The sequence below is a fragment of the Streptomyces sp. NPDC002754 genome (assembly GCF_053592315.1).
The window spans coordinates 73,691-88,598 of record NZ_JBSFVM010000012.1 but is presented as its reverse complement, the minus strand read 5'-3'; the positions used below and the strand labels follow the sequence as shown (position 1 = coordinate 88,598).

Annotated in this window: 12 protein-coding genes and 1 pseudogene; 3 read left to right on the top strand and 10 right to left on the bottom strand. The window is 68.9% G+C overall.

Annotated features, from left to right (window positions below; genetic code table 11):
- Positions 1-25: 25 nt before the first annotated feature.
- Positions 26-1,531: an arabinosylfuranosidase ArfA gene (arfA, locus tag ACWD2L_RS23875; RefSeq protein ID WP_351332756.1), complete on the top strand. Its 1,506-nt coding sequence runs from the start codon at positions 26-28 to the stop codon at positions 1,529-1,531.
- 73 nt (positions 1,532-1,604) lie between these two features.
- Here the strand turns inward: arfA and ACWD2L_RS23870 are convergent, their stop codons facing one another.
- A complete protein-coding gene (locus ACWD2L_RS23870) occupies positions 1,605-2,549 on the bottom strand; it encodes a sulfite exporter TauE/SafE family protein (protein WP_351332758.1) in 945 nt (314 codons plus the stop codon).
- Positions 2,550-2,692: 143 nt separating this feature from the next.
- Between ACWD2L_RS23870 and ACWD2L_RS23865 the strand changes: the two genes are divergently transcribed.
- A complete protein-coding gene (locus ACWD2L_RS23865) occupies positions 2,693-3,157 on the top strand; it encodes an RrF2 family transcriptional regulator (RefSeq protein WP_351332761.1) in 465 nt (154 codons plus the stop codon).
- Between the two features lie 5 nt (positions 3,158-3,162).
- On the opposite strand, the pseudogene ACWD2L_RS23860 reads toward ACWD2L_RS23865, so the two are convergent.
- Positions 3,163-4,371: pseudogene (locus tag ACWD2L_RS23860) on the bottom strand (pyridoxal phosphate-dependent aminotransferase); the annotation flags it as partial.
- A gap of 133 nt (positions 4,372-4,504) precedes the next feature.
- On the opposite strand from ACWD2L_RS23860, the gene ACWD2L_RS23855 reads away from it, so the two are divergent.
- Positions 4,505-5,491 carry an arabinan endo-1,5-alpha-L-arabinosidase gene (locus tag ACWD2L_RS23855; protein WP_351332763.1) on the top strand — a complete coding sequence of 329 codons (987 nt, stop codon included), beginning with the start codon at positions 4,505-4,507 and terminating at the stop codon, positions 5,489-5,491.
- A 75-nt stretch (positions 5,492-5,566) separates the two neighbouring features.
- On the opposite strand, the gene ACWD2L_RS23850 is transcribed toward ACWD2L_RS23855, so the two are convergent.
- The 8 genes from ACWD2L_RS23850 to ACWD2L_RS23815 form a co-directional block, all read right to left on the bottom strand.
- On the bottom strand, positions 5,567-6,727 hold the full coding sequence (locus tag ACWD2L_RS23850; protein ID WP_351332765.1) for an aldose epimerase family protein: 1,161 nt from the start codon (positions 6,725-6,727) through the stop codon (positions 5,567-5,569).
- Positions 6,728-6,768: 41 nt separating this feature from the next.
- A complete protein-coding gene (gene mmsB, locus ACWD2L_RS23845; RefSeq protein WP_351332768.1) occupies positions 6,769-8,022 on the bottom strand; it encodes a multiple monosaccharide ABC transporter permease in 1,254 nt (417 codons plus the stop codon).
- Positions 8,019-9,569 (bottom strand): multiple monosaccharide ABC transporter ATP-binding protein, encoded by a 1,551-nt coding sequence (mmsA, locus tag ACWD2L_RS23840; protein ID WP_351332771.1) that lies wholly within the window; start codon positions 9,567-9,569, stop codon positions 8,019-8,021. The genes mmsB and mmsA overlap by 4 nt, the downstream gene beginning before the upstream one ends.
- A 30-nt stretch (positions 9,570-9,599) precedes the next feature.
- The gene (gene chvE, locus ACWD2L_RS23835; RefSeq protein ID WP_351332774.1) at positions 9,600-10,715 is read right to left on the bottom strand and encodes a multiple monosaccharide ABC transporter substrate-binding protein; all 1,116 of its coding nucleotides are present in this window, start codon (positions 10,713-10,715) and stop codon (positions 9,600-9,602) included.
- A gap of 137 nt (positions 10,716-10,852) precedes the next feature.
- Positions 10,853-11,809: a hypothetical protein gene (locus ACWD2L_RS23830; RefSeq protein ID WP_351332776.1), complete on the bottom strand. Its 957-nt coding sequence runs from the start codon at positions 11,807-11,809 to the stop codon at positions 10,853-10,855.
- Positions 11,810-12,076: 267 nt separating this feature from the next.
- Positions 12,077-13,099 carry a zinc-dependent alcohol dehydrogenase gene (locus ACWD2L_RS23825; protein ID WP_351332778.1) on the bottom strand — a complete coding sequence of 341 codons (1,023 nt, stop codon included), beginning with the start codon at positions 13,097-13,099 and terminating at the stop codon, positions 12,077-12,079.
- Positions 13,096-14,253 (bottom strand): mandelate racemase/muconate lactonizing enzyme family protein, encoded by a 1,158-nt coding sequence (locus ACWD2L_RS23820; protein WP_351332781.1) that lies wholly within the window; start codon positions 14,251-14,253, stop codon positions 13,096-13,098. The genes ACWD2L_RS23825 and ACWD2L_RS23820 overlap by 4 nt, the downstream gene beginning before the upstream one ends.
- A gap of 116 nt (positions 14,254-14,369) precedes the next feature.
- Positions 14,370-14,807 carry a MarR family winged helix-turn-helix transcriptional regulator gene (locus tag ACWD2L_RS23815; RefSeq protein ID WP_351332784.1) on the bottom strand — a complete coding sequence of 146 codons (438 nt, stop codon included), beginning with the start codon at positions 14,805-14,807 and terminating at the stop codon, positions 14,370-14,372.
- Positions 14,808-14,908 lie beyond the last annotated feature (101 nt).

Below are 14,908 nucleotides of genomic sequence, written 5' to 3'. Positions count from 1 at the left end.
TCAGTCCCACGTCGAAAGGAACGCTTTGCGCACCGCACGCTTCACCCTCGACCCCGCCTTCACCGTCGGCACGGTCAACCCCCGGCTCTTCGGCTCGTTCGTGGAGCATCTCGGCCGCTGCGTCTACACCGGCATCTACGAGCCGGGTCACGAGAGCGCGGACGAGGCCGGGCTGCGCACCGATGTCCTCGACCTGGTACGGGAGTTGGGGGTGACGACGATCCGCTACCCCGGCGGCAACTTCGTCTCCGGATACAAGTGGGAGGACTCGGTCGGTCCCGTCGATGACCGCCCGGCCCGCCTGGACCTCGCCTGGCGCACCACGGAGTCGAACCGCTTCGGCCTGTCCGAGTACATCGCCTTCCTGCGCAAGCTCGGCCCGCAGGCCGAACCGATGATGGCCCTGAACCTGGGCACGCGCGGCGTCGCGGAGGCGATCGAGCTCCAGGAGTACGCGAACCACCCCTCGGGGACCGCCCTGTCGGACCTGCGGGCGGAACACGGCGACAAGGACCCCTTCGGCATCCGCCTGTGGTGCCTCGGCAACGAGATGGACGGCCCCTGGCAGACCGGCCACAAGACGGCCGAGGAGTACGGGCGGATCGCGGCGGAGACGGCGCGCGCGATGCGGCAGATCGACCCGGGCGTGGAGCTGGTCGCGTGCGGCAGCTCGAGCCAGGCGATGCCGACGTTCGCCGGATGGGAGGCGACGGTCCTCGCCGAGACGTACGACCTCGTCGACCACATCTCGCTGCACGCCTACTACGAGGAGCACGACGGCGACCGGGACTCGTTCCTCGCCTCGGCGGTCGACATGGAGTCGTTCATCGAGAACGTGGTGGCGACCTGCGACCACGTGGGCGCGTGCCTCAAGTCGTCGAAGAAGATCAACCTCTCCTTCGACGAGTGGAACGTCTGGTACCAGTCGCGTACCGAGTCCGAGGTCGCGGCCCTCGACTGGCCGGAGGCGCCGCGCCTCCTGGAGGACGTCTACACGGTGACGGACGCGGTCGTCTTCGGCTCGCTCCTCATCGCGCTCCTGCGCCACGCGGACCGCGTGACGGTGGCGTGCCTCGCCCAGCTGGTCAACGTCATCGCCCCGATCATGACCGAGCCGGGCGGCCCCGCGTGGCGGCAGACGACCTTCTACCCGTTCGCCGCGGCCTCGCGGTACGGCCGTGGCGAGGTCCTCGACGTCCGCGTCTCAGGACCCACCCACGACACGCAGCGCCACGGCACGGCCGACCTCCTGCACGCGACGGCGGTCCGCGCGGAGGACGGCACGGTCACCGTCTTCGCGGTGAACCGCAGCCAGACGGAGACCCTCCCGCTGGAGGTCGCCCTGAACGGGCTCGACCTCGCACGCGTGGCCGACCACAGCGTCCTCTCCGACCCCGACCCGGACGCCCGCAACACCCTCGCGGACCCGGAGCGCGTGGTACCGCACGCGGCATCGGGGACGACCCTGGAAGACGGGACGCTGACGGCGCCGCTCGAACCCCTGTCGTGGAACGTGATCCGGCTGGCGTGACCGCGGGACTGTGACGCAGAACCGCGATACTTCCGTGGTTCTGCGTCACAGTCCCGGCCGGTCGTAGCCGCGGCTACACCCTGGAGCCCGCCTCCGACACCGTCTTCTCCGTGTCGGACGGCGCGGGCGCCGGGGCGCCCGCCACCACCAGCGACCGACTCCTCCGGCCCCGCAGCGTGACCACCGTGCCGACCGCCGCGAACGCCGCGCACACCGCCAGCAGCGGGATCCCCGATACGCCCCACATCGCCAGGCCCGAGCCCGCGAGGAGTGTGACCAGGGCCCAGCGCAGGGCCGGGCCCGAGATGCGGGTGGAGAGGAGAGCGCCGCCCACCACGCCGGGGATCGCGCCGATCAGCAGCGTGCCGGCCATGCCGAAGGCGACGTCGCCGAACAGGACGTGGCCGAGGGCCGCCGCAGCGACCACCGGGATGGCCTGCACGAGGTCCGTGCCGACCAGGTGGTTCGCCTTCAGGCGCGGGTGGGCGAGCATCAGCATCACGATGATCAGCGAGCCGGAGCCCACCGACGTCATGCCGACGATGAAGCCGCCGATCAGGCCGATGGCGAGGGTGGCCAGCGGGCGGACCGCCACGTGTGCGTCCTCCGCCTCCTCCGCGCCCGTGCCGCGCCGCGCGTCCAACCACATGCGGGCCAGCATCCCGACGACCGCGAGGACGAGCGCGCCACCGATGACGTACTTCACGCGCTCCTGGAGCTGATCCCCGTCGCCGAGCAGCCCCAGGCAGAGCGCGCCGAGGACCGCCGCGGGCATCGCCGTCGGCAGCAGCCAGCGCACGATGTCCCAGCGCACGGTCCCGGCACGCTGGTGCACGGCCGCCCCGAAGGGCTTCATGAACACCGAGGTCGCCAGGTCGCTGCCGATCGCGGCCGTCGGGTTGACGCCGAACAGCATCACCATGATCGGCGTCATCAGCGCACCGCCGCCCATGCCGGTGAGGCCCACCGCCACCCCGACGAGCGCGCCCGCGACGACTATCGCCCAGGAGAAGTCCATGTCGGCGACTGTACGCACCATCCCTATGGGAAAGGTAGGGAAGATCTGTGTGTCCCAGATGCTGGAAGACCCGAGGAAGACCCGAGGGGGCTCAAGCAAGATCCACCGCACCGCGCGCCGCGAGCGTCCACCACAATGAGCCCATGAGGATCTCCGCCCGCGCCGACTACGCCGTACGTGCCTGCCTGGAAATCACCGTTCATGCCGAGGGGGACGGTGTTCCGATCAAGGCGGAGGCCATCGCCGCGGCACAGGAGATTCCGCACAAGTTCCTGGAGGGGATCCTCGGCGACCTGCGGCGCGGCTGCATCGTCGTGAGTAAGCGGGGCGGCAACGGCGGCTATCTGCTCGCCCGCCCGGCCGCCGAGATCACCGTCGCCGACGTCGTACGCGCCGTGGAGGGCCCCATCGTCTCGGTGCGCGGCGAGCGGCCCAACGCGCTCAGCTACACGGGCCCCGCCGAACCGCTCCTCCCGCTGTGGGTGGCGCTGCGGGCCAACGTGCGCAAGATCCTGGAGGGCGTCACGCTCGCCGACCTCGCGCACGACCGGCTGCCGGACCCGGTGAAGGAACTCGCCGAGGACCCGGCCGCCTGGCGCAACCCTTAGGAGCCTGTGGACCGGATGAGGCGGTCGACCGCCGCCGTGCCCGAGCTGTAGGTGGTCCCTCCGTTCAGCTCGGGCACGGCGGCTCCCCTCCCGGTCCCCATGAGCGACTCCAGACCGGCCACCAGGCGCAGGACGTCCGGTTGGGGTCGCACCACGAGGCGCAGGAAGCTGCTGGACGATCCGATCTTGTTGCCGCACTCGCGCACCAGGACGCCGTGCCCGGCGAGCAGCCGGTCGCGGACCGTCACGCCGTCGACCCCGTCCGGCAGGCGCACGTAGAGGAAGTTGCCCTGCGAGGGGTAGACGGTGAGCGGGCACAGGCGCGCCAGGTGCCAGCGCATGTCCTGGCGGTCGCGGCACACCTGGCGCAGGCTGTCGGCGTACTCCTGGCGGTGCTCGCGGAGCATGAAGACGACCGCTTCCGCGAAGGAGTTGAGGTTCCACTTGGGGAGTGCGGAGCGCACCTTTCCCGCGAGGCCCGGGTTCGCGACCAGGTAGCCGAAGCGCACGCCGTGCAGACCGAAGTTCTTGCCGAGGCTGCGCAGCACGATCACGTTCGGGCGCAGGATCGCCTCCTGTACGAGGCTGGGGTCCTGCCCGCCCTCGGCGTCGGCGAAGTCGAGGAACGACTCGTCGATCACGACCAGATCGAGGTGCCGCAGCTCGTCGACGAGGGGGAGCAGGGCCCGGCGCGGGAGCAGGCCGCCGTCGGGGTTGTTCGGGTTGCAGACGACGGCGGCCCGCGAGCCGCGCGCGTGGATGAACTCCGCGTACGCGGCCGGGTCGAGCGCGAAGGCGTCGCGCTCGGGCAGCGGGAACATGTCGACCCGCTTGCCCGTCTCCATCGGCTGGTCCGTCCACCGGCCGAACGTCGGTACGGGCACGGCGAGCGACTCGCGGACGAGCAAGTGGTCGATCCAGGTGATGAGTTCGGTCGAGCCGTTGCCCATCGCCACGGTCTGCGGGTTGAGGCCGAGGACCTGGCACAGCTCGGCGGTGATGTGCTCGGTGCTGCTGGGGTAGTACGTCAGGATCTCGTGCAGCCGGCCGCGGAGCGCGTCCAGCATCGCGGGGGTGGGGAAGTAGGGGTTGCAGGGGATGCAGAAGTCGACGACCCCGCCGCTGCCGTCACCCGCCCCGGCCCGAGTCAGCTGGCCGTACGAGGGGGAGTGGGCGGTCGAGCCCTGGAACAGCGAGACGACGCTTCCGCTCATGAAATGCCTCCCATCGGCCGGGTGTCGGGCATGAGTACGAGGACGGGGCGGGCGATGTTCAGCGCGTGGGGCGAATGTGACGTGCGTGACGCCGACGAGGCAACCCCCGCGCCGCCCACGGCGACTCACCTGCATGAAGGAAAAGACCCGCAAGCGCCGCCTGCTCCCGGTACTCGCCGCCGCTGCCGCCGCGACCGCCTACGCCCTCGTCCCCGGCACCGCCCAGGCGGCCTACCCCGGCTCGGGCCTGCTCACCGGCGACGTCTCCGTACATGATCCGTCGATGGTCAAGACGTCGAGCGGCTACGTCGTCTACTCCACCCACAACGGCGTCGAGGCCCGCACCTCCACCGACCGCACGGCCTTCAAGCGCGCGGGCGCCGCCTTCACGACGCTCCCGTCGTGGTGGTCGACGTACTCGCCGGACAAGGACGTGTGGGCGCCCGACGTCTCGTACCGCGGCGGCAAGTACCTGATGTACTACGCCGTTTCGACCTTCGGCTCGACGCACTCGGCGATCGGCTTCGCGTCCTCGCCGAGCGGGCAGCCGGGTACCTGGACCGACCACGGCGTCGTGCACGCCACGAGCACGTCCTCCGACTACAACGCCATCGACCCGAACCTCTTCGTCGACGGTGACGGCAAGTGGTGGCTGTCGTTCGGGAGTTGGTCCTCCGGCATCAAGATGATCAGGCTCGACCCGTCGACCGGCAAGCAGTACGCCGCCGACACGACGGTCCGCCCGCTGGCCGCGCGACCGACCGGTACGAAGGCCGTGGAGGGGCCCGCCGTCGTCAAGCACGGCTCGTACTACTACCTCCTCGCCTCCTACGACACCTGCTGCGCCGGCACCTCGTCCACCTACAAGATCAAGGTGGGCAGGGCGAGTTCACCCACGGGCCCGTACGTCGACAAGAGCGGCGTACGGATGACGGAGAACGGCGGCACCGAGGTACTGGCCACGCACGGCAAGTACATCGGGCCCGGCGGCCAGTCCGTGCTCTCGGACTCCGACGGCGATCTGCTCGTCTACCACTACTACGACGGGACGGACGGCGGAGCGCCGAAGATGGGCGTCAACCTGCTGAACTGGGGGAGTGGCTGGCCGGTCGCGTACTGAATCGGAACACAGGAGCGGCCGGGACCCCGCAGGGCCCCGGCCGCTCACCGGTTCAGAGCGACGTCGGACGCCGCTTCACACGCCGAACGAGTGCACCGTCGTCGTCCGGTACGTCTCGCCCGGACGCAGCACCGTCGAAGGGAACTTCGGCTGGTTCGGCGAGTCCGGGAAGTGCTGGGTCTCCAGGGCCAGGCCGTCGCCCTGCCGGTAGGTGCGCCCCGACTGGCCGACGAGCGTGCCGTCGAGGAAGTTGCCCGAGTAGAACTGCAGCCCCGGCTGGTCCGTGGCGATCTTCAGGCTGCGGCCCGAGGACGGGTCGCGCAGCGTCGCGACGAGGACCGGCTTGGCCGTGCTGCCCTTGTCCATCGCCCAGTTGTGGTCGAAGCCCTTCGCGAGGATCTGCTGCGGGTGGGCCGCGCGGATGTCGCGGCCGATGGGCTTCGCCCTGCGGAAGTCGAACGGGGTGCCCGCGACCTTCGCCAGCTCACCGGTCGGGATGAGGCCCGCGTCGGTGGGCGTGTAGCGGGAGGCGGCCAGCGACAGCTCGTGGTCGTAGATGGTGCCGTTGCCCTCGCCCGCGAGGTTGAAGTACGTGTGGTTGGTGAGGTTCACGACGGTCGCCTTGTCCGTCGTCGCCTCGTAGTCGATACGCCAGTCGCCGCGCGCCGTCAGCGTGTACGTGACCGTCGTCTTCAGCGTGCCGGGGTAGCCCATCTCGCCGTCGACGGACGTGTAGTGCATGTGCAGGCCGACGTCGGAGCCGGACGTGAAGGGCTCGATGTCCCACACCCGCGTGTTGAAGCCCTTGGCGCCGCCGTGCAGCGAGTTCTCGCCGTCGTTCACGGAGACCTGGTACGCCTTGCCGTCGAGGGTGAACCTCCCCTTGGCGATGCGGTTGCCGTAGCGGCCGATGGTGGCGCCGAAGAACGTGGTGCCGGCGATGTACTCCTCGACGGTGTCGTAGCCGAGGGAGACGTTCACGTACTTGCCGTGGCGGTCCGGGAGTTCGAGCGACTGGACGATGCCGCCGTAGTTCAGGACCTTCAGGCGCGTGCCGCCGTTCTCCAGCGACCAGCGGTAGATCTTCGTGCCGTCGGCGAGCTTGCCGAAGGACTCCTTCACGGGCTTTCTGCCTCCGGAGGTGGTTCCCGATGCGTGGGCCGTGCCGCCCAGGGCCGTGGCGGCGACCCCGGCGGCGGCCGCGGATGCGATGACGTTGCGTCTGCTCAGTTCCATCTGTGCCGCTCCCTAAGAAGACCTGCCAACAGGAAGAAGACCTACGAACCGGACTTGCGCTTGTTCCACACGTCGAAGCCGACCGCGGCGAGCAGGGCCAGGCCCTTGATCACCGACTGCCAGTCGGAGCCGACGCCGAGCAGGTTCATGCCGTTGTTCAGCACGCCGAGGACGAGACCGCCGATGATCGCGCCGAGGATGGTGCCGACTCCGCCGCTCATCGACGCGCCGCCGATGAACGACGCGGCGATCGCCTCGAGTTCGAAGTTGAGCCCCGCCTTCGGCGAGGCCGCGTTCAGGCGGGCCGCGACGACCAGGCCCGCCAGGGCCGCGAGCACGCCCATGTTGAGGAAGACGTAGAAGGTGACCTTCTTGTCCTTCACACCGGAGAGCTTCGCCGCCGGGAGGTTGCCGCCGATCGCGTAGATGTGCCGCCCGAAGATCGAGTTGCGCATCACGTAGCCGTAGCCGACCACGAGGACGCCGAGGATGATCAGGACGATCGGGGTGCCCTTGTAGCTGGCGAGCAGCAGCGTCACGACCGCGATCGCCGCGACGATCGCGACCAGCTTCAGCACGAACAGGTTGAACGGGACGACGTCCAGGGAGAATTCGCGCTGCCTGCGCCGGTCCCGCATCTCCTGCCAGACCACGGCGGCGGCCAGCACGACGCCGAGCAGCAGCGTGAGGTTGTGGTAGTTGGTGTTCGGGCCGACCGCCGGCAGGAAGCCGTTGCCGATCTTCTGGAGTCCGTCCGGGAACGGGCCGAGCGTCTGCCCCTTGAGCAGGATCTCGGTGAGCCCGCGCCACACCAGCATGCCCGCCAGGGTCACGATGAACGACGGTATGCCGCCGAACGCGATGAGCCAGCCCTGTATCGAACCGGCGATGCCGCCCATCACCAGGCAGAGGATCACGGCGACCGGCCACGAGATCTCGTGGCTGACCGTGAGCACCGCGGCCATCGAGCCGACGAACGCCGTCAACGAGCCGACGGACAGGTCGATATGGCCCGCGATGATCACCAGCATCATGCCGATCGCGAGGATCAGGATGTAGCTGTTCTGCAGCACCAGGTTGGAGACGTTGCGCGGCAGGATCAGGTCGCCGTCGGTCCACACGGCGAAGACGGCGACCAGCAGGCCGAGCGCGATCAGCATCCCGTACTGGCGCATGTTGCGGCGCATGCCGGCGACGACGAGCTGGAGCAGGCCGCCTCCGGCCGCCGCGCCCTCCTTGCGTGGCGGCGGTGGCGGCGCCGCCGCCGGGATCTTGTCCGTCACGTTCGTGCTCATCGCGCTACCTCTTTGTCCTTCGTCATCAGGCGCATCAGCGATTCCTGTGTCGCCTCGGCGCGCGGCACCTCGCCGGTCAGGCGGCCCGCGGCCATCGTGTAGATGCGGTCGCACATGCCGAGCAGCTCGGGCAGCTCGGATGAGATGAAGACGACCGCCTTGCCCTCGGCCGCGAGCTTGTCGATGACCGTGTAGATCTCGTACTTCGCGCCGACGTCGATGCCACGCGTCGGCTCGTCGAGGATCAGCACATCGGGGCCCGCGAAGATCCACTTGCTGAGGACGACCTTCTGCTGGTTGCCGCCCGACAGCTTGCCCGCCGGCTCGAACACCGTCGGGGCCTTGATGTTCATCGACTTGCGGTAGCTCTCGGCGACCTGCCGCTCCTCGTGCTCGTCGACGATGCCGCGCTTGGCGACCTTGCCCAGGGCGCTCATCGTGATGTTGCGGCCGATGGTGTCGATCAGGTTGAGGCCGTAGTGCTTGCGGTCCTCGGTGACGTACGCGATCCCGTGGCCGACCGCTTCGGAGACATGCCGCGTACTGATCTCCGCGCCGTCCTTCAGGACGCTTCCGCCCGCGTACCTGCCGTACGTACGGCCGAACACGTTCATCGCCAGCTCGGTGCGGCCAGCGCCCATCAGACCCGCGATGCCGACGATCTCGCCGCGGCGCACGGTGAGCGAGACGTCGTCGACGACCTTGCGCTCGCGGTCGATGGGATGGCGCACCGTCCAGTTGCGGATCTCCATGGCCGGCGCCGCGCCCGCCTCCGGCTGGTGCGGCGTGCGGTCGGGGAAGCGGTTGTCCAGGTCCCGGCCGACCATGCCGGAGATGATCCGGTCCTCGGTGGTCTCCGGGGCCCGCACATCGAGGGTCTCGACGGTCCGCCCGTCGCGCAGGATCGTCACCGAGTCGGCGACCTTGCGGATCTCGTTCAGCTTGTGCGAGATGATGATCGAGGTGATGCCCTGATCCTTGAGCTCAAGGATCAGATCGAGGAGCGTGTCGGAGTCCTCGTCGTTCAGGGAGGCCGTCGGCTCGTCCAGGATCAGCAGCTTCACTTCCTTGGCGAGCGCCTTGGCGATCTCCACGAGCTGCTGCTTGCCCACCCCGATGTCGGTGACGCGGGTGTTGGGGTTCTCGTTCAGGCCCACCCGGCGCAGCTGGCGCGTCGCGTGGCCAAGGGTCTCGTGCCAGTTGATGAAGCCGCGGTTCGCGTGCTCGTTGCCGAGGAACATGTTCTCGGCGATCGACAGGAACGGCACGAGCGCCAGCTCCTGGTGGATGATGACGATGCCGCGCGCCTCACTGGCGTTGATGTCCTTGAACTCGCAGTGTTCTCCTTCGAAGAGGATGTCCCCTTCGTAACTCCCGTGCGGGTGGACGCCGGAGAGCACCTTCATGAGGGTGGACTTTCCGGCGCCGTTCTCCCCGCAGATGGCGTGGACCTCGCCGGGGCGGACGCTCAGGGAGACGTCCGACAGCGCCTTGACGCCGGGAAAGGTCTTGACGATCGAGCGCATTTCCAGGACGGGTCCCGCCATGGTCGTGCCCTTCTATGAGGCGTGTACGGACTACTTCAGGCCCAGGTCGGACTTGGAGTAGTAGCCGCTGTCGACCAGCGTCTTCTGGTAGTTGGTCTTGTCGACGCTGACCGGGGTCAGCAGGTACGAGGGGACGACCTTGACGCCGTTGTCGTACGTCTTGGTGTCGTTGACCTTGGGCTTCTTGTCGTTGAGCACGTCGTCGACCATGTCCACCGAGACCTCGGCGAGCTTGCGGGTGTCCTTGTAGACGGTCGCGTACTGCTGGCCCGCGATGATCGACTTCACGGAGGCGACCTCGGCGTCCTGGCCCGAGACCACCGGCAGCGGCTTGGCCTTCGTGCCGTAGTCGTCGGACTTCAGGGCGGACAGGATGCCGATGGAGATGCCGTCGTACGGCGAGAGCACCGCGTCGACCTTCGTGCTCTTGTACGTGGAGGTCAGGATGTCGTCCATGCGCTTCTGCGCGGTGGCGCCGTCCCAGCGCAGCGTGGTGACCTGGTTGAGCTTGGTCTGCCCCGACTTGATGACCAGCTGCTTCTTGTCGATGTACGGCTTGAGCACGGACATCGCGCCGTTGAAGAAGTACTTGGTGTTGTTGTCGTCGTTGGAGCCGGCGAACAGCTCCAGGTTGAACGGGCCCTTCTTGCCGCTGTCGAGCCCCAGCTTCTTGACGATGGCGCCGGCCTGCAGCTCGCCGACCTTCTCGTTGTCGAACGTCGCGTAGTAGTCGACGTTCTTCGAGTCCAGGATCAGGCGGTCGTACGCGATCACCGGAATGTTCGCGTCCTTCGCCTCCTGGAGCACGTTGGTGAGCGACTTGTTGTCGATCGAGGCGACGATCAGCGCCGAGACACCCTGGGTGATCATGTTCTCGATCTGCGAGACCTGCTGGTCGGGGTCGTCCTCACCGAACGCCAGCTTCGTCTTGTAACCCTTCGCCTTCAGCGACTTGACAACGTTGTTGCCGTCGGCGATCCACCGCTCGGAGGACTTGGTCGGCATCGCGATGCCGACGGTGGAGCCCTTCGCGCTCTTCTTCTCGTCCTTGCTCCCGCCCTCGCCGCTCTGGCCGCAGGCGGACAGGGCGAGCGCGAGGGAGGCGGAAGCGGCTATCGCGGTGAGTGCGGCTCGGCGGTTTCGCATGGTCATCATCCTTGATGTGTGAGTGCACAACTGCGGGCGGTGCGAAGTCCCCTGTGCGGAGCGTGGGTTGACCGAGTGGAGATGCGTTGGATTCTGCGCGGCCCTGTCCAGTTCTGGGAAGTTCCGCGCCCGGAACGTTATTGGCCCGTGTCGAACCGGTTGAGAGCTCCCGGCAGCCGCGAGCCCACCGGCGACATTCCGCCGTCGGCCCCGTGCCGCTCCAGCAGGTCGAGCGCGAGCCGCCCCCGGCGCACCCGCTCGCGGGCGGTGTCCAGGGTGACGTCGCGCAGCTGGGCCCCGTACGGGTAGATGGCCGGCGCCTTGGCGAGCCCGAACTTCAGGTACAACGGGGCGCCGCGGCGGACCAGTTCGGCGATCTCGTACATCCGGACATAGCCGCCGAGGTCGTCGGGCGCCTCGACGTACATGTCCATGGGCGCGGCGGAGACCCGCCGGATCTCGGTGAGATGCGCGAGCGTCAGATCACTCGGCACATTCAACGAGTCGGCCCCGAGCCGCTCGTACACGGCGTACGAGGCAGGATTCACGGGCCCGACGAGCGCAGACACCTTGAGGGTGGTGTCGCCCGGGATGACGCCCTGTTGCCTCGCCCGGTGCAGCGTCCACAGCACGCCCTCGTCGGCGACGAGCAGGCACTTGACGCCCAACTCCGTCGCCCGCACGGCGTCCTCGACGCATCCGGCGACGGCGTCGTGCCCACGGGCGCGCAGCCCCGCGCCGCCCGAGTCGGTCCGCACGGAGGCGCCGGTGTCCCAGCTGCCGCGCGGCCCGGTGAACAGGCAGAGCTCGATGTCGCGTTCGGCGGTCGCCTCGACCATTTCCTGGATCTCGGTGTCCCGCAGCATCCAGATGCCGCTGCCCTGGCTGATCCGGTGAATGGGCACGTCGAGCCGCGACGCCTCCTTGAGCACGACCCCAACGGCCTCCGGCCCTTCCACCGACGGAACTTCGGTCCGCCAGGTGCCGCCGTCGGGGAAGGTGTGGGGGGAGGTGTCGGCATCCTGCTGGTCGGGACCGCTCAGACCGAGAGCGGAGAGTGCGGGTTCGCCGGGTCGGCGGGGTGCGTCGGTCACGGTGTTCCTTTACGGATCGTTCGAAATTTCGGATGAGGTTCGAGACGCTTGAGCTCGGTCGGCCATATCAAGCCGCCTCGCTTGGGGCGGGCGGCGCGGGCACTTCAAGCCCCGCTCGGGGATGAGAGCCAGCGGGGTGCGGGCCTTTCAAGCCCCTGCGGCGATTGAGCAGCGGGGTGTGGGGCAGAGCCCCACAAGACCCCGGTCGACCGCGACGCTCCGGATGAGCGAGGCCCACCCACCCGCTGCCGCAGGCCTCCCGCGTGGCTAGGGCCGCAACAACACCTTGCCCACCGCAGGGTCCCCCGCCCCCACCCACTCGATCGCCTCGGCAAACCGCTCCAACGCCACCTCATGTGTAACGAGCGGCAACGGATCCAACAACCCCGCCCCGAACATCCGCACCGCATGCCCCCACGCATCCGCCGCCGCCCCGAACACCGTCCGCACCTCCAGCTGCCGCACCACGAGATCCGTCGGGTCGAGCCCCTCCGCCGCCCCGGCCGCCGGAATCCCGGTGAGCACGAGCCGCCCGCCCCGCCGCAGCAACGACGCGGCGGTACGCGCCGCGGACGCGGACCCGGCAGTCTCTATCACCACGTCGAGATCGTCCGGCAGCACATCCGTACGCAACCGGAAGTCGGTGCCGCCGAACTGCCGTGCCAGCGCCACCCGTTCACCCCGCGTACCGACCACCACCAGCTCCGCCGGCGAGGCCGCCGCGAGGAACTGCACGGCGAACATCCCGAGCGTCCCGGTCCCGACCACCCCCACCCGCTGCCCCGGCACCGCCGCCGCCTTCAGCGCGGCCGCGGCGATGCACGCGGCGGGTTCGAGCAGCGCCGCGGCGGTGAGGTCGGCGTCGTCGGGCAGCACGTGCAACAGCCGCGCTGGAAGCGTCAACGTCGCGGCCATGGCCCCCGGTTGAGTGAACCCGGTCTCCTCGTACCCGTCGGTGCACAGCGTCGTCTCACCGGCGTGGCACCGCGCGCACACCTGGCAGTTGCGGAAGCCTTCCCCCACGACCTTGCGCCCGGCCAGGGACGCGGGCACCCCGTCGCCCACCGCGTCCACGACGCCGGACCACTCGTGCCCCGGCGTCAGCGGGTAACGCACGTACCCCTCGGGCCGGTTGCCCTGGTACACCTCACGGTCGCTGCCGCAGATCCCCACGGCGTGCACCCGCACCCGCGCCTCGCCGGGGCCCGGTGCCACCGGCTCGTGCGGGACGATCCGGTGCTTGCCCGGCGCCTCGACGACGACGGCGGAACTCGCGACGCCGGAACTCACGACGCCGCCTTCGGATCGCGCTTCTCCCAGCCCTCGGCCCACAGGTCGAACCGGGCCTGCTGCTGCGGGAATTCGGCCGCCGCGTCGACATCGAGCTCGACACCGAGACCCGACTCGTGGGACAGCTCGAAGTAGCCGTCGACGACCGTCGGCGCGCCCTTCACGACCTTCTTGATCTCGGCGTCCGCGAAGTCGTTGAAGTGCTCAAGAATCTTGAAGTTCGGAGTGGAGAACCCGACCTGCAAGGAGGCGGCAGTCAACACAGGCCCACCCACATTGTGCGGAGCCACCAGCATGTAGTGCGTCTCCGCCGTGGCGGCCAGCTTCCGCGTCTCCCAGATGCCGCCGATGTGGCCGACGTCCGGCTGCAGGATGTCGACGGCCTGGCTCTCGAACAGCTCCCGGAACTCGATCCGGTCGTGGATCCGCTCACCGGTCGCCACCGGCATCTCCACCTTCGCGGCCACCTTCTCCAGTGCCTTGAGGTTCTCCGGCGGCACCGGCTCCTCCAGCCACGCCGGGTTGAACGGCGCCAGGTCGCGGGCGAGCCGGATCGCCGTGGCGGGGGAGAACCGCCCGTGCATCTCCAGCATCAACTCGGCCTCGGGCCCGATGGCGTCGCGCACGGCCTCGATCAACGACACGGCGTACAGGGACTGTTCGTGGTCGAGCTCGAAGTGACCGGTGCCGAACGGGTCGATCTTCAGCGCCTTGTACCCGCGCTCCACCACCGCCTGCGCGGCCTTGTGGTACGCCTCCGGTGTGCGCTCGGTGGTGTACCAGCCGTTCGCGTACGCCTTGACCCTGTCGGTCACCTTGCCGCCGAGCAGCTGCCACACCGGTACGCCGAGGGCCTTGCCCTTGATGTCCCAGCAGGCCATCTCGATCACCGCGATGCCGGACATGACGATCTCGCCGGCCCGGCCGTAGTCGCCGTACTTCATCCGCCGTACGAGGTCCTCGACGGCGAACGGGTCGGAGCCGACAATGTGGTTGGCCTGGGCCTCGTGCAAGTAGCCGACGAGCGCGTCGGTGTGGCCCAGCATCCGGGTCTCGCCGACACCGGTGAGTCCTTCGTCGGTGTGCACCTGTACGTAGGTCAGGTTCCGCCACGGAGTCCCGACCACGTGCGTGCTGATTCCCGTGATCCGCAAGGCAGTTGCCCCCTGTGCTGTTCGAAATGTCGTCACGCGTTCGAAATGCTGGCGTGACAGTAAATCGACCCTCACGGGGTGTCAATGGGTTGGTGTGGTGTATGTAGGGGCCGGTCTCAGCCCGTGCCGAGCATCCGCCGCAACATGTCCCGGAACGCGACCCGCTCATCCTGCGAAAGTCCCGCCAGCGGCTCGCGCGCGAAGTCGAGCGACTCGCGCAGTGCCCGCGCGATCCGCCGCCCCTGAGCGGTGGCGGCGGCCACCTTCACCCGGCGGTCGCCCGGCGAGGGCTGCCGCTCCACGAGGTCGCGGGCCTCGAGCCGGTCCACGATCCCCGTCACGTTCGACGGCTCGCACTTCAGCCGCTGCGCCACCTGCCGCATCGGCAGCGGCTCCAGGGAGAGCAGTCCGAGCACCCGCGCCTGCGCGCCGGTGAGCCCGTGCCGCGATGCGGCCTCCTCGTACTCCTGGTGGTAGCGCGCGACGATCTCCCCGATCAGCTCGACGACCTCGAGGGTGAGCGGTTCCGTGCGGGGGGAATTCGTTGCGGCCATGTCCACCAGAGTACCCAGTTACTTGACATCATGAAATATTCAGGAGCATTGTTGTTTCAGGTACTGAAGTATTTTTCGGATGCTTCGGCCCACGTGCTTCC